This window comes from Mycobacterium sp. TH-M15 (assembly GCF_057473705.1).
Genome location: NZ_JBYCLB010000023.1, coordinates 1 through 17,069, shown reverse-complemented (window position 1 = coordinate 17,069; position 17,069 = coordinate 1). Strand labels below are relative to the sequence as shown.

The window sequence follows — 17,069 nt, the reverse complement described above, 5'->3', positions numbered from 1 at the left end:
ACGCGGCCAAAGACACCCGGCTACGCAAGCTCCGCCGGGTAGCTGTCGCCTGCCCACTCACCCTGGGGATTTTCCGGACAGACAGCTGGCATCGCTGCAGGTCAGATTGACGACACATGAGACGCGGCGTGAGACCCTACAAGATGTACGGTGTACTGTAGGTTCTCACGAACGGTGGCGGAATCTCACGAATGGTGGTGCAGCCTTGGCGGATTCCCCAAGCTGTTGAAGCGTGTGACTCACGCATATCGGTCCAGCTTGGCAAAATCGTTTGGCAACCGCCTACCAAGGGTCCCTCTAGCTAGTCGTTCTGGCGGTCTCTTTCGGTGATGTGAAGCAGTGCGATCACCGCGGTGTTCAATGAATGGAGATCGTTTGTGATGACGTCCTCCACAACGGCTTGGGCGATGTTGAAGTATTCATGAACGAGGAAGTTCCGCATCCCGGCGATCTGGCGCCAGGCGATCTCCGGCCGTTTGACGGTGATGTCTTCTGGCAGAGCGTTCACCGCTTCTCCGATGATGCCGATCTCGCGGAGTATCGCGGATACCGCCATGTCGGCATACTGGCCCTTCAGGGAAGGCTGGTAATCGAAAACCTTGGCGATCGCTGTCTGAATGTCAGTCAAGCGGTCCCGCACTGATCTGCTCACAAGGCGATGAGCTGCCGGCGTGCCGACCCGGATACGTCGTGTTTGAGCAGGCCGTCATAGGCGACGTCGACGGGCATCTGAAGTAATTGCTCCAGTTCGAGGCGAATGCCGGACAGTCGCGACAGCCGGCTACCTGACCCCACTTCGGAGATGTCCAGCAGGATGTCGACGTCGCTGTCGGGCCCAGCTGTGCCTTGGGCTACCGATCCGAATAGCCGTGGGTTGCTGGCGCCGTACCGGGCGAGCACATCGCCAATTTCTTCACGGTGCTCACGCAGGCGCTCGAGCGCTCGCCTGCTGTACGTGCTGGTCACGTCCCGATTCTACCGGGCGGGTCGGTGTGTGGGAACGTAGCGGCGACATCGTTGCGCGAAACCGAAGCGCCCAGACAATTTCGGTGTTCGGCGCTGCTTTCGCATCATCGCCACGTCGCTCAATGCGGCGATTCGAGCGAGCAGTCGAGGCCCCCAGCTCAGCGGAACCGCACGTTCAGCGTCGCCAGGCCGAAGATCTTCTTGCCGTCGGACTTCGCCGCGACGATGACTACCCCGCTGCGGGTCTCCGGGTCCAGCGACTTGACCTTTCCGCTGAACTCGATGTCGGCGCCCTCCTTGGCCGACACGATCGCCGGCGCCGAAAGCCGCACCGCATAACGGGTCACCGCACCAGGGTCGCCGGACCAGGCCGAGGCGAAGCCGGCACCCAGCCCCATGGTGAGCATGCCGTGCGCGATCACGTCGGGCAGCCCGGCCAGCTTGGCGATCTCCTCGTCCCAGTGAATCGGGTTGGCGTCGCCGGCCACCCCGGCGTAGTTCACCAGGTCGCCGCGGGAGAGCCGGGCGTGCTGCACCGCCAGCTCGTCACCGACCCGCACGTCCTCGAAGGCCGGCGTCCCGGGCGTGCGGGTCGCGCCCCCGGTGGCGATCCGGATCTCCCCCGCCGGGCGCACCGTCTTGTGGTAGCCTGCCCCGGTTTCGTCGATGTCGAGGATGTTGACGTCGTGCATCATCGCGTTCTGCACGGCCGTCTTGATCGCCGGATCGACGTCCTCGGCGGTGACACCGACGACGGTGGTGTGCAGGGTGTGCACCACCTCGCCGGCGGTGTCGGTGAAGGTGTTGGTGACGGTGATCATCTCGCGGCCGGCGATCCGCCGCACCGACGTCAACTCGACGTCGATGGTCAGCTCGTCCCCGGCCACGATCGGCCGATGCTGCTCGAAGACCTCCTCGGTCTGCACGTAGGTGTCGTAGCCGACCACCACCGACTCGAACATCCGCCGGTTGCACAGCATCCCCGGGGTCGAGGTGAACGTCAGCGGTGCCACCAGGTCCGAATAGCCCAGCGCGGTGGCCGCGGCGACCTCCCAGTGCGCCGGGTGGTAGTCCTGCACCGCGCGGGCGTACTCGCGCAGCTTCTCCCGGCCGACCAGGTAGGGGCGGTCCGCCTGATAGTAGTGGCCGATGCGGGATTCGATCAGCGACGCCTCGGGGGCTGCGGTCATGGACGTGTCCAACCATTCTGTCGGCGGTTCGCTGCGACCGACTCATGCACCCTAACGTGCCGACACAGCAGATGGCCTCCTTGGACGGGGGTCATCCGGCTCAGCGCGGAGCTACTTCGGCGGCATCCGGATGCCGCCGTCGACCCGCACGACCTCGGCGTTCATGTAGGAGTTGGTGATCAGCTCGATCACCATCGACGCGAGCTCGTCGGGCTTGCCGAGTCGGCGCGGAAACAGCACGGACTCACCGAGCTTGGCCTTGAACGCCTCCGACGCCTCACCCTCGCCGTAGATCGGGGTGTCGATCAGGCCGGGGGCCACGGTGTTGACCCGGACGCCGACCGCGGCCAGGTCGCGGGCGACCGGCAGGGTCAGGCCCACCACACCGCCCTTGGACGACGAGTAGGCGGCCTGGCCGATCTGCCCGTCGAAGGCCGCGACGCTGGTCATGTTGACGATCGCGCCGCGCTCGCCGGTGGCGGTGGGCTCGTTGCGGCTCATCGCGGTGGCCGCGATCCGGATGCAGTCGAAGGTGCCGACCAGGTTGATGTCCAGCACCTTCTTGTACAGGTCCAGCTTGTGCGCCGACTCGTACTGGCCGTCTTTGCCGATGGTGCGCTGCGCCCAGCCGACGCCGGCCGAGTTCACCAGGGCGCGCAGCGGGCCGAGCTTGGTCGCGGTGTCGACCGCATTGATGATCTGGTCGGTGTCGGTGACGTCGACGCTGACGAACACCCCGCCGATCTCCGTGGCGAGCGCTTCGCCCTTCTCGGCCTGCAGGTCGGCGACGACGACCTTGGCACCCTTGGCGGCCAACTGACGGGCAGTCGCCGCACCGATTCCTGACGCGCCACCGGTGACGATCGCGCTCGCTCCATTGATGTCCACGCGGACAGATTACGTAGTGGCTGCGGTGAGACCGAGCAGCGGGGGGACCAGGCAGCGGCGGGCGAAGCCGCGGGCGGCGTCGTCGTCGCCCAGGGCAATGTACTGCGACGGGGTGAGCACCAGCGACAGGATGATCCGCACCGTCACCTCGGCCACCTCGAGTAGCTCGGTCTGGGTGCGCCGGTCGCTGGGGAGCTCCAGGGCGAGCTGTTCGGCCAGGAACGCCGAGGCGGTCTGGACGAAGCTCGCCCCGCCGGTGGTGAGCAGCGGCAGCACCGCCTCGGGTTCGGTGGCCAGCAAGCGGTTCAGCAACGGGTGATCCCGAGCGGTGTTCAGCGTGAAGACGAAGCCCTCGACCAGCTTGTCCTGCACGTCCGGGTAGCGGTTGGCCGCTTCCACCAGGTCGGCGAGGACCTTGCTGAGCTCGCGCAGCAGCACCGCCTCGACGATGGCGTCCTTGCCCGGGAAGTACCGGTACAGCGTCACCCGGGCCAGCCCGGAGCGGCGGGTGATGTCTTCGACGGTGGAGCGCTGCACGCCGACGATCTCGAACTGCTTGAGCGCGGCGTCCAGAATCCGCACCGCGGTCCCCTGCGCGTCCGGTGTGCGCAGCCGTTGGACGGCCTTGGCGAACAACCCGGTCGACGAGCTCATCGCGCCTCCCCTCGTCTGCCCGATACCGACCGCCGCCGGCCCGAACACCAGGCATTGGAACAATAGTACTAAATATGTATCATCCGTATTCATGGATCACTCATGGTCGGCACCCGGCACGCTGAGCCCCACGCCGAGTGCGGCCAGCCGGCGGGTCTTCGCGCTGAGCCGCTGCCTGATGCGCCCGATCGCCAGTGTGTTGCCGTCCAACGTCGTCGGGATCGTCGGCCTGGACGCCATCCTGCGCGGCTTTCTGGCGGTGGCCGCGGCACCGCGACGCGGCGTGCGGGTACACCCGGTGGACACCGCCGCCGACGACGGCCGGGTGCGCGGCGAATGGGTCTGCGCCCCGGGGGTCGATCCCGACGGCCCGGCGCTGCTCTACCTGCACGGCGGGGCGTTCGTCGCCTGTTCGCCGCGGACCCACCGCGGCCTGATCGGTGAGCTGTCGGCGGCGTCGGGCCGGCCGGTGTTCGCGGTGGTCTACCGCAAGGCCCCGCGGCACCCGTTTCCGGCCGCCGCCGACGATGCGCTGCGCGCCTACGCCTGGCTGACCCGAGCCGGTCGCCCGGTGGCGGTCGCCGGCGACTCGGCGGGTGGGCAGCTGGCAGTGGCCACCACCCTGGCCGCGCGTCGCCGAGGACTGCCATCTCCCGCGGCGGTGCTGCTGTACTCGCCGGCCCTGGATCTGACCGGGTCGCTGGCCCGCGCGCGCGACGACCGCCGGCGCGACGCGTTCGCCCCGGCCCGGCGAATCGAGCCGGCGTTCGCCCTCTACACCGGTGACGCCGATCCGCGCGACGAGCGGATCGCGGTGCTCGCTGCCGACCTCACCGGCTTCCCGCCGAGCCTGGTCTACGTCGGCGGCACCGAGATGCTGCTCGACGACTCCCGGGTGCTAACGGCGCGGCTACGCGCAGCCGGCGCCCCGGTCGACCTGCGGGTGATCCGCGGGCAGATCCATGTCTTTCCGGCGCTGTTCCGGCTGCTGCCCGAGGCGCGGGCCGCGCTGCAGCAGAGCGGCCGCTTCCTGGCCGGCCGGCTCGCCGAAGACGAGCGACCCGCCACCGGCACCGCCGGCTGAGCCCTGCCGTGTCGTGCGCTGGTCCGGCGGTGGTGGCGTGCGTGACCCCCGGGGCCCGCGCTGGCCGACTCGCCTGGGTGAGCTATCCCAAGCCCGGTCGGCCGTCTGGCTGGCTGAATCCGGCCCGCGAAGAGCCACCGGCCGGCCGGTAGCATGAGCCTCGTGACAGGGCTGTCGAATACGGCTATCTCCCGGCGCATGGTGCTGCGTGGCGCATTGTCGGCACCGGTGCTCGGCGCGGCCTTCGCCACGCCGCCCGCGCTGGCCGCACCGCCGGGGTCGAATCAGTGTCCCGAGCCGACCGAGCTGATCGAGAACTGTGTCGTGCAGCTGCCGGAGGAGTTCACCTCCACCAGCTTCAGCACCACCGCCGTGGCCGGCGGCACCAACTACTCCGTCTTGTTCAGCACCAGGATCTCGGCCGGTCCGCTGGTGCCGTCGGCGGCCACCGGCTACCGGATCGACAGCCGCAACGTGGCCGGCACCAAGCGTGACGGCGGCACGTTCTCGTTGACCCCGACGGTCGGTGAGCACGGTGCGCGAGGGCTCGGTGCGCACTCCGCGTCGTCGCTCGGCTTCGTGCTGGACGTGCCATGGACCGCCGGCCAGCTGGTCCGTGCCTTCGCCTACACCTTCGACGTGGTCTACCTGAACGGCCTGGCCGAGGTGCAGACCTGCTCGTATGTGACCGCGATGACGCTCGCCGAGAACGGGCTGGTTCTGGGCGGTGTCGGCTCGGTCACCTTCTCCCCGCCGCGGCTCACCTCCTGCGCCGCCTGATCGGGGCGCGTCGGCATCAGGACTTGATCGCCTTCTTGTTGCCGTTGTGGACGATCTCGATCCGGCGTGGTTTGGCCTTCTCGGCCACCGGGATGGTCAGCCGCAATACGCCGTCGTGGTAGTCGGCCGAGATCTTTGCGGTGTCCAGGTTGTCGCCCAGGAAGAGCTGCCGGCTGAACACCCCGCGCGGTCGCTCGGCGGTCACCATCTCCCGGCTCTGGTCCACGTCGGGCCGCTCCGCGCGCACGGTGAGCACGTTGTCTTCGACGTCCAAGCCGAGCGAGTCGGCTTCCACCCCCGGCAGGTCGAATTCGACCATGAAGCGGTCACCGTCCCGCCACGCGTCCATTGGCATGACGGCCGGGCGGGCCGGTGTTCCGAACACCTGCTGGGTGAAGCGATCCAGTTCACGGAACGGGTCGGTACGAATGAGCACCATTTTGCACCTCCGAGTTTCTCGCAGGCGACTTCTGTCTGCGGGTACACCTTCGTGGTACCACCACCGATATGTGGACGCAAGGAGCGACCGCGCTAGCCGCCCCCGGTGGCCGTCGGCGGCTGCGGCGGGTGGTCGAGCAGGTCCTTCAGCTGGCCCGGCAGGGTGGCCGGTCGCGGCGGCGCCGTCGCGCAGTCCGGTGGGCACTCGGTCTTCTGCCACGGCTGGCAGCGATCGGTCTTGAATGTCGTGTCGGTCGGCTCGATCTGCACGATCTGCGGCTTCTTGGTCAGCGCATTGTCGACCATCTCGCCGTCTTTGACCCGTTTCCAGTAGCACGCCTGGCCGGCGACCGGGCCGTCGGTGCGATACGTCCCGGGCTCGATGTCGGTGCCGACCGCGTAGCTGCCGTCGGCGTCGATCACCGTCCGGGGTGCCGCCGGTGGACCCGACGTCGGGGCGGGGCTGGGTGCCGGCGGGGGATCGGCCCACACCGGTTCGGCGGCCGCGCAGTAGCCGGCGACCAGCACCGCTGCTGCCAACCGGGACCACATGACCGCCGAGTTTAGTCGGCTTTCGGTTTGACGCCCACGGTGAGCAGGTCGGAGACGACCCGAATCCAGGCCGGCCGGCGAACCCGGTGCTGCTCGCCGAGCGTGAACCCGGCATCCTCGAAGAGTCCGCGTATCTCCTCCGGCTTGGGTAGGTGCGCGGGCTTCCAGTCGATGCCCCACAGCCGGTCCAGCGGCACCCGGTGCCGCGGACTGACCGTCGTCACCGCCGCCAAGCCACCCGGGACCAGCACCCGGTGGAACTCGCGCAGCGCCGCCGGTTGATCGAAGAAGTGAAACGCCGAGGTGGTGACCACGGCGTCCAGGCTGTCGTCGTCGAACGGCAGTCGTTCGGCCGGCCCGGTCAGCCACTGCACCGCCGCCGAGCGCTCCCGCGCCTGGTTGAGCATGCCCTCGGACATGTCGACGCCGTAGACCGCCTCCGGTCGCAGCTCGCGCGCGATCCGGTCGGCGAGAATGCCGGTGCCGCAGGCGATATCGGCGACCCGGCTACAGCGTTGCGCCCTCAGCTGATCGAGTATCTCGTCGTGCGCCGGCCGGTACACCCAGCGCTGCAGGTAACTCAGGTTGTATGCCGGCGCGGCCCAGCTCCAGAACCGGGTGACGGCGGTGTTGAGCTTCCGGTGCGGTACCGATGTCATCGGCTCACTCTAAAGCGTGGCGAACAACTGGCTGCGGTGGAGTCGTCGCAGCAGTAAGGCGATCTGGCTGAGGATGAGGAATCCTTCATGTGCGGTCGGGGTGGCTTCGTGGTGGCGGTCGAGGCGGTGCCGCCGGGCGCAGCCGGTGCGTAGCTCGTACAGGATGGCGTTGAGGTATTCCGCCCACCGGCCGGGCCGCCCGCCCCGGGGATGGTCGGGCAGGACGAATCGGCAGATGCGCGCCCAGGCGGTGTCGGACAGATCAGAGGCGTAACGCCGCCGGGGCGGTGTGTGGTGCGGCGGTCGACACGTCGCTGCTGTCGGTGCTGCGGCCACGGTGCGGATAATCGCATCCCGCAACAGGTGCCTGCCCAAGCCCTTACCCTGCTCTCTGCGGTCGATCGCAAACCGGGACAACAAGATGACCGGTACCGGGTCGGGCATGTTGCGGCGCACCCGCCCCGGTGCAGCGCTGCGCTCGACCGAGGCCGGCGCCAGTGCATAGTAGCCGACCACACGGCCGTCGCGGCACGTCGCGAAAGACCGTGACGCGCCCTTCACATGGTTAGCCAGGGCCGGCCCGAGTGCGGAGGTACTCGTCCAAGCTGCGCGCGCCGCTGTCGAACACGACGACATCGTCATCCTCGCGGATCGGGCGGGGTGCGCAGTAGCCGGTTACACCTCAGCGTCGAAAAACCGACTGCTCGTTGAGTAGCTTCTCCAGCCGTGGCTTGTGCGACACCGGCCGGTCCACCACGGCCATAAATTCGGTCCTTGCCGCGTCATCGAGCACAATCAGTCGGCGATCGGCCAGCACGTCGCGGGCATGCGCCAATGTCGCGGTGACCGTGAAATTGGTCAGGTCAGTGCCCTCCACCTCGGCGGCACGACGAATCAGCGCGTCCTGCTCCTCTGTCAGTCGCACAGCGCATGCCACTCATTGTGTGCCTAGAAGGCGTACAAGCCAACTGCGAGCTCGCAGCGGTAGGAGTCTGCGGCGGCCAGCTGCCAGAGGGCCGCGTTCTCGTTAGAGCGATTCAGACACCTTAGTGAGAACCATCGAGCGACACGACGGTGAGAAAGTCCAGGTCGCCGATCCTCAAATCGGACGAGGGTCAGCCCCAGGCCGATCGGCACGTATGGGATGGCCAGCCGGAACGCCGCCCCGATCGGGGTGTCGACGCTCATTTTCCGTTCCAGCACCCGGTGAATCGCGGTCAGCCTCGCACACCGGACCCGACATGGCGGCGCGCAGTCGGTCGACGGCTGCCGACCGGCCAGAACCTGCGTGACGGCCCCGTTCGGTGTTGGGCACCCCGGTCCCCGCCCAGCCGGGCGGTCCCTAAGCTGTCAGCACGATGAGCAACCCGAGCGCGCGGGACTTTGCGGCGGCGGCGCCGACCTGTTACCGCCACCCTGACCGCACCACCTATCTGCGCTGCACTCGCTGCGACCGGCCGATCTGCCCGGACTGCATGCGCAGCGCCGCCGTCGGCCAGCAGTGCCTGGACTGCGTGCGGGCCGGGGCCAAGTCGATCCGGCCGACGCGCCGGGCACACCTGACCCCGAGCGGAGCCGCCCCGCTGGTCAGCTACGCGTTGATCGCGCTGAACGTGCTGGCGTTGCCGGCGGACCGGCCCGGCGGGCTTCAGGAGCGGTTCGTGCTCTGGTCGCCGGCGGTCGCCGGCGGCGAGCTGTACCGGTTGCTGACGTCGGCGTTCCTGCACTACGGGCCGCTGCACCTGCTGGTCAACATGTGGGCGCTGTACGTGGTCGGTCCGGCGTTGGAGTCGCTGCTGGGCCGATGGCGATTCGGCGCGCTCTACACGCTGAGCGCGCTGGGCGGCGCGGTGGCGGTGTACTTGCTGGCCCCGCTGAACACCGCCACCGCCGGCGCGTCCGGGGCGGTGTTCGGCCTGTTCGGCGCCACCTTCGTGGTGGCTAAACGGCTGCGGCTGGACAGCCGGTCGGTCGTCGCGGTCATCGCCATCAACCTGGTCTTCACCTTCAGCGTGCCGCAGATCAGCTGGCAGGGGCACGTCGGCGGGCTGCTCGCCGGCGCGGCCACCGCCGCGGCGTACGTCTACGCCCCGCGCGAGCGCCGCACCCTGCTGCAGGCCGCCGCAACCCTGGCGCTGCTGGTGCTGTACGCCGCGCTGATCTGGTGGCGGACCGCCGAGTTGGCGCCGCAGCCGGGCCTGAGCTGACCGGAGCCGATTTCCGCCGTTCCGCGCCGTGTCCTCCCGGTGCAGGCACCGGGTCGCCCTTAAGCTGGCCGTGGTCCACCAGCGAGAGGATCGACCCATCGGCGGCAACCGCAGCGGCGACCGGCCGGCTGGTCGGCGCGGAGTACGGACGAGAAACCGGCCCGATCGCGGCAGCCAAGGCCCGGTGCGCACCGGCGGCCGGTCCCGCTGGGTCGCCCCGGTGTCGCGAGCGGCGCGACTTGCCACCTTCAGCACCGCGGACCGGACCCGACGGGAACGGCGCCGGCTCGGCATCCACGCGCTGGACGGCCTGCGGGCGGTGGCGGTGGCGCTGGTGCTGGCCGGCCACGGCGGCGTCGCCGGTGTATTGGGCGGGTTCATCGGGGTTGATCTGTTCTTCGTCCTCAGCGGGTTCCTGATCACCGCGCTGCTCATCGACGAGCTGGACCGCACCGGCCGGATCGCGCTGGCCGGGTTCTGGATCCGGCGCGCCCGGCGACTGCTGCCCGCGCTGGTGCTGCTGGTGCTGTCGGTCGCCGCCGCGCACGATCTCTTCCCACCGAGCGCGGTTGCCGAGCTGCGCGAGGACGCCGTCGCCGCGTTCTTCTGGGTGGCCAACTGGCGGTTCGTGGCCCGGCAGACCGACTACTTCACCCAGGGCGGCACGCCCTCGCCGCTGCAGCACGCCTGGTCGCTGGGGGTGGAAGAGCAGTACTACCTGGTCTGGCCGCTGCTGATCGTCGGCGTCGCGCTGGCGCTGGCCGGTCGGGCCCGTCGCCGCGGCCACCGCGCGACGGTGGGTGGGGTCCGGCTCACCGTCTTCCTGCTGGCGGTGCTGGGGGCGGCCGGGTCGGCGGCGGCCGCCGCCCTGCTGACCACCGACGCCACCCGGGACCGGGTCTACTTCGGCACCGATACCCGGGCGCAGGCGTTGCTGGTCGGTGCGGCGGCGGCGGCGCTGCTGGTCGGCGACTGGCCGGCGTTGATGTCCGGCTGGTCGGTGATCCGCAGCCGTTGGGGCCGCGCTGTCGCGCTGCTGCTGCCGCTGGCCGGCCTAGCCGTGCTGGGGACGATGGCCCATCGCGCCAGTGGCGCAGCCGAGGAGTTCCGGGCCGGCCTGTTCACCGTGGTGGCGTGCGCCGCGATCGCGGTGATCGCGCCGGTGGCGCTGCACCAACGCGGACCGGTCGCCCGGGTGCTGGCGCTACCCCCACTGGTCTGGCTGGGCACCATCTCCTACGGCGTCTACCTCTGGCATTGGCCGATCTTCCTGGTGCTCAACGGGGGCCGCACCGGCTGGTCCGGTCCGGCGCTGTTCGCGGCCCGATGTGCCGCGACGGTGTCCGTTGCCGCGCTGTCCTGGTGGGTGATCGAACAGCCGATCCGGCGCTGGCAACCGGCCCGGGTGTCGCTGCTGCCGGTGGGTGCGGTCGCCACCGGCGTGGCGGTGGCGGTGACGGTGCTGGTCGTTCCGGCCGGGCAGCGGCTGCCCACCGAGGGCCCCCGTCCGCCCGAACTGGCCGCGGCGGCCGTGGCCCCGTCGTCGGTGACTCTGCGCCCACCGCGGCCGGCAGCCGGCCTCGACCCGAACCGGCCGCGTACCGTCTCGGTCTTCGGCGACTCGATCGCCCGCACGTTGATGGATTACCTGCCGACGACGCCCGGCTACCACTTCATCGACCACACCCTGATCGGCTGCAGCATCGTGCGAGCCGGGCCGTACAGCTACTCGGGCAAGACGCTGGATCAGCGCGCCGAGTGCGACGGGTGGCCGGGCCGGTGGGCCCGGCAGATCGACCACGACCGTCCGGATGCGGTCGTCTTGATCATCGGCCGGTGGGAGACGGTGAACCGGGTCAACGAGGGACAGTGGACCCACATCGGCGACCCGACCTTCGATGCGTACCTGAAGTCGGAGCTGGGCCGGGCGCTGGACGTGCTGGGTTCCACGGCGGCGCGGCTGGTGGTGGCGACGGTGCCGTACAGCAGGTACGGCGAGAAGCCGGACGGCACGCTCTACCCCGAGGACCAGCCGGACCGGGTGGACCAATGGAACGCGCTGCTGCGCGGTGTCGCCGCCGGCCGGCCGAACGTGTCGCTGCTGGACCTGAACAAGAAACTCTGCCCGAACGGCGTCTACACCGCGAAAGTCGACGGCATCACGGTCCGCAGCGACGGTGTGCACCTGACCCCGGACGGCGTCGCCTGGCTGACGCCGTGGCTGCAGGAATCGATCGGCTGACCCGGCTGAGGGCAGAATCACAGCGATCCGGCTCCCGGAAATAAAGTTAGTTTTGCTAACGTAGTTTTTGTCGTCGACGGCAGGCGTCGACCGGATTTTCCCTCCGCTATTCGAGAGGCTGCGCTCATGTCCATCGACACCACCGACACCACCGACGCCACCGACGCCACCGGTCCGGACACTGACCGGCTGGAACGGCGGGTCGCCGAGCTCTGCGCCAACGACCCGCAGTTCGTCGCCGCGCGGCCCGACCCGGCCGTCGCCGCGGCCGTCGAGCAGTCGGGGCTGTCGCTGGCGCAGGTGATCCAGACCGTGCTGGCCGGCTATGCCGACCGGCCGGCGCTGGGACAACGCGCGGTGACGCTGATCACCGACCCGGCCACCGGCCGCACCACCGCCGAGTTGTTGCCGCACTTCGAGACCATCACCTACCGCCAGCTGGCCGACCGGGTGGACGCGCTGGCCGGGGCGTTGACGGCGGAGGTCGCCGCCGGTGACCGGGTCTGCGTCCTCGGTTTCACCAGCGTCGACTACACCACCATCGACGTGGCGCTGGCCCGGGTCGGCGCGGTCTCGGTTCCGCTGCAGACCAGTGCGTCGGCCGACCAGCTGCGGCCGATCGTCGCCGAGACCGAGCCCCGGGTGGTCGCCGCCAGCGTCGCCCAACTCGCCACCGCCGTCGAGCTGATCCGGGACGGACACCGGCCGGCCCGGCTGATCGTCTTCGACTACCGGCCCGAGGTCGACGACGAACGGGACGCGGTCGCCGCCGCCCGGATCCGGCTGGCCGACATCCCGGTGCTCGTCGAGACGCTGGTCGACGCGCTGCAGCGCGGCGCGGCCGCAGCGGTGTCCGAGGTGACCGCCGACGAGAACGAGTTGGCGCTGCTGGTCTACACCTCGGGCAGTACCGGGGCGCCGAAGGGTGCCATGTACCCACAGCGCAACGTCGCCCGGATGTGGCAGCGCTCCGCCAAACACTGGTTCGGGCCGAGTGCGGCGTCGATCAGCCTGAACTTCATGCCGATGAGCCACATCATGGGCCGGGGCATCCTCTACGGCACGCTCGGCAACGGCGGCACCGCCTACTTCGCCGCCCGCAGCGACCTGTCCACCTTCCTGGAGGATCTGGCGCTGGTCCGGCCCACCGAGCTGAACTTCGTGCCGCGGATCTGGGAGATGCTGTTCCAGCACTTCCAGAGCGAGCTGGGTGCGGCGCTCGCCGACGCCGACGGCACCCCGCAGGGTGCCGCCGAGATTGAAGCCCAGGTTCTGCACCGGCTGCGTCGCGATCTGCTCGGCGGGCGGGCGGTCTTCGCGATGACCGGCTCGGCGCCGATCTCGGTCGAACTCAAAGCCTGGGTCGAGACGCTGGTCCAGATCCACGTGCTGAACGGATACGGCTCCACCGAGGCGGGCATGGTGCTGTTCGACGGAGAGATCCAGCGTCCGCCGGTGCTCGACTACAAGCTGGTGGACGTCCCGGAGCTCGGCTACTTCCATACCGACCAGCCGCATCCCCGCGGCGAGCTGCTGGTTAAGACCGAGAACCTGTTCCCCGGCTACTACCGGCGGCCGCAGGTCACCGCCGAGGTGTTCGACGCCGACGGCTACTACCGCACCGGTGACGTGGTCGCCGAGCTGGCACCCGACCGGCTGGAGTACGTCGACCGGCGCAACAACGTGCTCAAGCTGGCCCAGGGCGAATTCGTCACCATGGCGAAGCTGGAGGCGGAGTTCGGCAACAGCCCGCTGGTGCGGCAGATCTATGTCTACGGCAACAGCGCCCAGCCGTACCTGTTGGCGGTGGTGGTGCCGACCCCGCAGGCGTTGGCCCAGCACGGCGTCGACGACGTCAAGCCGATGATCGCCGAGTCGCTGCAGCAGGTGGCCAAGACGGCCGGCTTGCAGTCCTACGAGGTGCCGCGCGACTTCCTGGTCGAGACCACCCCGTTCAGCCTGGAGAACGGCCTGCTCACCGGGATCCGCAAGCTGGCCTGGCCGAAGCTGAAGGCGCAGTACGGCGAGCGGCTGGAGCAGCTCTACACCGAGCTGGCCGACGGCCAGGCCGGCGAGCTCGCCGAGCTGCGCGCGCACGGCGCCGAGCGGCCGGTGCTGGAGACGGTCGGCCGCGCCGCGGCCGCGCTGCTGGGGGCGGCGGCCGGTGACCTGACACCCGACGCACACTTCACCGACCTCGGCGGAGACTCGTTGTCGGCGTTGACGTTCGGCAACCTGCTGCGTGACATCTTCGACGTCGACGTGCCGGTCGGGGTGATCGTCAGCCCGGCCAACGACCTGCAGGCGATCGCCGGGTACATCGACGCCGAGCGGCGGGGCTCGAAACGGCCGACGTTCGCCTCGGTGCACGGACGTCCCGAACCAGGAAAAGCTCTCGAGGTGGCCGCCGCCGACCTCACCCTGGACAAGTTCCTGGACGCGACGACCCTGGCGGCCGCGCCGACGGTGCCGGTGCCATCCGGCACGGTGCGTACCGTGCTGCTGACCGGCGCGACCGGCTTCCTCGGCCGCTACCTGGCGCTGCGGTGGCTGGAGCGGCTGGCCCCGATCGGCGGGAAGCTGGTCTGCCTGGTTCGGGCCAAGACCGACGCCGACGCGCGGGCCCGGCTCGACGCCACCTTCGACAGCGGCGACCCCACGCTGCTGGCCCGCTACACCGAACTGGCCGCGGCGCAGCTGGAGGTGCTCGCCGGTGACAAGGGTGAGCCGAATCTCGGCCTGGACCCCCAGGTCTGGCAGCGCTTGGCGGAGACGGTCGACGTGATCGTCGACCCGGCGGCGCTGGTCAACCACGTGCTGCCGTACAGCGAGCTGTTCGGCCCCAACGCCGTCGGCACCGCCGAGCTGATCCGGCTCGCGCTCACCGGCAAGATCAAGCCGTTCACCTACTTCTCCACCATCGGGGTCGGCGACCAGATTCCGCCCGGCGAATTCACCGAGACCGCCGACGTCCGGGTGATGAGCCCGATCCGGGCCATCAACGACGGCTACGCCAACGGCTACGGCAACAGCAAGTGGGCCGGCGAGGTGCTGCTGCGCGAGGCCAACGACCTGTGCGGGCTGCCGGTCGCGGTGTTCCGCTGCGACATGATCCTGGCCGACACCAGCTATGTCGGCCAGCTCAACCTGCCGGACATGTTCACCCGGATGATGCTCTCCCTGGTGGCAACCGGCGTCGCACCCGGGTCGTTCTACGAGCTGGACACCGAGGGCAACCGGCAGCGCGCGCACTACGACGGCCTTCCGGTGGAGTTCATCGCCGAGGCGGCGACCACGTTGGCGGCTGGATGCGCGGGCCACGGCACCGGCTTCGCCACCTACCACGTGATGAACCCGTACGACGACGGCCTGGGAATGGACGAGTTCGTCGACTGGCTGATCGACGCCGGCTACCCGATCCGGCGGATCGCCGATTACGGCGAGTGGCTGCAGCGGTTGGAGACCACCCTGCGAGCCCTGCCGGAGCGACAGCGCCAGGCATCGCTGCTGCCGCTGCTGCACAACTACCAGAAGCCGCAGCCGCCGATCTGCGGGTCGATCGCGCCGACCGATCGGTTCCGGGCCGCAGTACAGGAAGCCAAAATCGGTCCGGCGAACGACATCCCGCACATCACGCCAGCGGTGATCGTCAAGTACGTCACCGATCTGCAGCTGCTGGGCCTGCTCTGACCGCTAACGCTAACGGGCAGCAGCGTCGATCTGCACCGGATAACCCGCCCGCAGCACGGCGGTGCGCTCCCGGTGCAGTTGGGCGTCCATCGCATTGGCCAGCGGCATGGCGAACGATCCTGTGCCCCTGTGGGTTTGCGCCCGTGCAACCGGCCGCGGTTTCCCATCCAGGCGCCGCGGCCGGCGACGGCGATGATGTCGCCGATCGGAGTCACCCGGTTGCGGGCCGAGCCCGCCGGGCTCATCGCCGCAATGCCGGTTCCCGCCGTGTGCGTTTGACGGTCCGGGAGTTCGATGCCACCATGGACGGGAATGTGTCGACACCCGTGGGTGTCCCGGCCGAGAGGAGGTGAGGGCGAGATGAGTCCCAGTGATAGTCCGTATCCGCATTCATCGGTTTCGTCCTCGACCGGTCTCGGCCTGCCTGCTGCCGCCTGAACCTCGCGGTTCGGCGAGCCGGAAGTTCTGCGCCGTTCCGGTTCCTCTCTCGGCAGGAGAAGATCATGGCATTTGTACTCACCCAGCGTATTCCAGCGACCTCCGGCGTGGCGATGTGGGAGGCCGGCTGGGGGCTGGCCGGCCGCCTCGGCCGGCGCCGCCGTTCCGGTGGTCTGACCCCGCAGCAGCGGCGGGAGCGCTACGTGTCCCTGATGGGGGTCGGACTGCTCGGCGGCTAACCAGCTGGCCGCGGTGACTCTGGCTCGGTGGAAACGGGCTATGCCTGCACGATGATCGGGTCGCCGAGATGCACTGAGTTGAAGTACCACTCGGCGTTGTCGGGGCTGAGGTTGATGCAGCCGTGGCTGACATTCGCATAGCCCTGCGATCCCACCGACCACGGCGCCGAGTGCACGTAGACACCGCTCCAGGTCACCCGAACCGCGTACTGCCCGTCGAGCAGGTAGCCCTCCGGGTCGTTGAGCGGAATGCCGATGGTGCGCGAATCGAACTTGATGGTCCGCTCCTTGGTCAGTGCGGTGAACGAGCCGATCGGCGTAGGCCGCTTGGGCTTGCCCATCGACGCCGCCATCACCCGCAGGACGTCGCCATTGACGCTGACCGTGAAAGTGTGGTCCGAGATGTCGGCGACGGCCACCACCGCGTCCCCGGTTTCGAAGCCGGTCGTCAGCCCGTGCACGTCCACCCGGATGGTGCTGTGCGGCTCCCAGTACGTGTCCGGAATCCACTGCACGGTCCGGTCGTCGGTCCAGCTGAAATGACCGGCGAGCTTGCTCGGTGAGGTGATGCGGATTGCCCGCTCGGCACCGGACCGGTCAACGACCGACGTGGCAAACGTCACGGTGATCGGGTATGCGACGCCCACCACCGAACCGGGCGCGGGCTCGATTTTCACCGCCCCGTTCGTGGTGGCCGACGATGTCTCGGCCGCCCGGCTGACACCGCTGGACAGCGCCACCAGCATCGCAAAGCTCCCCGCAAGTGCGAGAACGCCGCGAATCGCACGATGCATGAGGCCTCTGCTCCCGAATGGTTCGGACATTGACGCCCCATTCTAGTGGGATTCCGCCGAACCGGCCGCCACTCCGGCGGTGGGGTGGCGGCGGGCGGTCACTGACTGGTCGAAGCGAACTGCCAGCCCCAGACCGCCCGGGCGCCCGACTCGCCGATCCGGTGGATCATGTACATCGTCCACACCGCCGCGACGATCACCACGACCACCGCACCCCAGTGCAGCAGCGGCCGGAGTGCGCGCTCCCG

General features: G+C 69.3%; 15 protein-coding genes and 2 pseudogenes. 6 read left to right on the top strand and 11 right to left on the bottom strand.

Annotated features, from left to right (window positions below; genetic code table 11):
• Positions 1-301: 301 nt before the first annotated feature.
• The 5 genes from AC2VNT_RS00640 to AC2VNT_RS00620 all read right to left on the bottom strand — a co-directional run bounded on the left by AC2VNT_RS00640 (position 302) and on the right by AC2VNT_RS00620 (position 3,698).
• Positions 302-640 carry a HepT-like ribonuclease domain-containing protein gene (locus AC2VNT_RS00640; RefSeq protein WP_486945019.1) on the bottom strand — a complete coding sequence of 113 codons (339 nt, stop codon included), beginning with the start codon at positions 638-640 and terminating at the stop codon, positions 302-304.
• An 8-nt stretch (positions 641-648) separates the two neighbouring features.
• Positions 649-966, bottom strand: coding sequence for a nucleotidyltransferase family protein (locus AC2VNT_RS00635; RefSeq protein WP_486945018.1), 318 nt, complete (start codon positions 964-966; stop codon positions 649-651).
• A 158-nt stretch (positions 967-1,124) separates the two neighbouring features.
• On the bottom strand, positions 1,125-2,156 hold the full coding sequence (locus tag AC2VNT_RS00630) for a fused (3R)-hydroxyacyl-ACP dehydratase subunits HadA/HadB (RefSeq protein WP_486945017.1): 1,032 nt from the start codon (positions 2,154-2,156) through the stop codon (positions 1,125-1,127).
• 111 nt (positions 2,157-2,267) lie between these two features.
• Entirely contained in the window at positions 2,268-3,044 is a 777-nt protein-coding gene (locus AC2VNT_RS00625) for an SDR family NAD(P)-dependent oxidoreductase (RefSeq protein WP_486945016.1), read from the bottom strand.
• A gap of 9 nt (positions 3,045-3,053) precedes the next feature.
• Positions 3,054-3,698 (bottom strand): TetR/AcrR family transcriptional regulator, encoded by a 645-nt coding sequence (locus AC2VNT_RS00620; RefSeq protein WP_486945015.1) that lies wholly within the window; start codon positions 3,696-3,698, stop codon positions 3,054-3,056.
• Between the two features lie 91 nt (positions 3,699-3,789).
• Between AC2VNT_RS00620 and AC2VNT_RS00615 the strand changes: the two genes are divergently transcribed.
• Complete coding sequence (locus AC2VNT_RS00615; protein ID WP_486945014.1) at positions 3,790-4,782, top strand: alpha/beta hydrolase; 993 nt, start codon at positions 3,790-3,792, stop codon at positions 4,780-4,782.
• 162 nt (positions 4,783-4,944) lie between these two features.
• Entirely contained in the window at positions 4,945-5,562 is a 618-nt protein-coding gene (locus tag AC2VNT_RS00610) for a hypothetical protein (RefSeq protein WP_486945013.1), read from the top strand.
• A gap of 16 nt (positions 5,563-5,578) precedes the next feature.
• On the opposite strand, the gene AC2VNT_RS00605 is transcribed toward AC2VNT_RS00610, so the two are convergent.
• The 5 genes and pseudogenes from AC2VNT_RS00605 to AC2VNT_RS00585 all read right to left on the bottom strand — a co-directional run.
• Positions 5,579-6,001: an Hsp20/alpha crystallin family protein gene (locus AC2VNT_RS00605; RefSeq protein WP_486945012.1), complete on the bottom strand. Its 423-nt coding sequence runs from the start codon at positions 5,999-6,001 to the stop codon at positions 5,579-5,581.
• A 92-nt stretch (positions 6,002-6,093) separates the two neighbouring features.
• Positions 6,094-6,552 carry an Rv1352/Rv1906c domain-containing protein gene (locus AC2VNT_RS00600; protein WP_486945011.1) on the bottom strand — a complete coding sequence of 153 codons (459 nt, stop codon included), beginning with the start codon at positions 6,550-6,552 and terminating at the stop codon, positions 6,094-6,096.
• A gap of 11 nt (positions 6,553-6,563) precedes the next feature.
• Entirely contained in the window at positions 6,564-7,211 is a 648-nt protein-coding gene (locus AC2VNT_RS00595; RefSeq protein WP_486945010.1) for a class I SAM-dependent methyltransferase, read from the bottom strand.
• A 324-nt stretch (positions 7,212-7,535) separates the two neighbouring features.
• Positions 7,536-7,863 (bottom strand): annotated as a pseudogene (locus AC2VNT_RS00590) (GNAT family N-acetyltransferase); the annotation flags it as partial.
• Positions 7,864-7,893: 30 nt separating this feature from the next.
• Positions 7,894-8,139: pseudogene (locus AC2VNT_RS00585) on the bottom strand (type II toxin-antitoxin system TacA family antitoxin); the annotation flags it as partial.
• A gap of 430 nt (positions 8,140-8,569) precedes the next feature.
• On the opposite strand from AC2VNT_RS00585, the gene AC2VNT_RS00580 reads away from it, so the two are divergent.
• From AC2VNT_RS00580 to AC2VNT_RS00565, 4 genes are all read left to right on the top strand, one after another.
• Entirely contained in the window at positions 8,570-9,418 is an 849-nt protein-coding gene (locus AC2VNT_RS00580; RefSeq protein WP_486945009.1) for a rhomboid family intramembrane serine protease, read from the top strand.
• 220 nt (positions 9,419-9,638) lie between these two features.
• Entirely contained in the window at positions 9,639-11,660 is a 2,022-nt protein-coding gene (locus AC2VNT_RS00575; protein ID WP_486945020.1) for an acyltransferase family protein, read from the top strand.
• 126 nt (positions 11,661-11,786) lie between these two features.
• Positions 11,787-15,350 (top strand): carboxylic acid reductase, encoded by a 3,564-nt coding sequence (gene car, locus AC2VNT_RS00570; RefSeq protein ID WP_486945008.1) that lies wholly within the window; start codon positions 11,787-11,789, stop codon positions 15,348-15,350.
• A gap of 503 nt (positions 15,351-15,853) precedes the next feature.
• Positions 15,854-16,027, top strand: coding sequence for a hypothetical protein (locus tag AC2VNT_RS00565; RefSeq protein ID WP_486945007.1), 174 nt, complete (start codon positions 15,854-15,856; stop codon positions 16,025-16,027).
• 38 nt (positions 16,028-16,065) lie between these two features.
• Here the strand turns inward: AC2VNT_RS00565 and AC2VNT_RS00560 are convergent, their stop codons facing one another.
• The gene (locus AC2VNT_RS00560; protein ID WP_486945006.1) at positions 16,066-16,821 is read right to left on the bottom strand and encodes a L,D-transpeptidase; all 756 of its coding nucleotides are present in this window, start codon (positions 16,819-16,821) and stop codon (positions 16,066-16,068) included.
• Between the last annotated feature and the right edge of the window lie 248 nt (positions 16,822-17,069).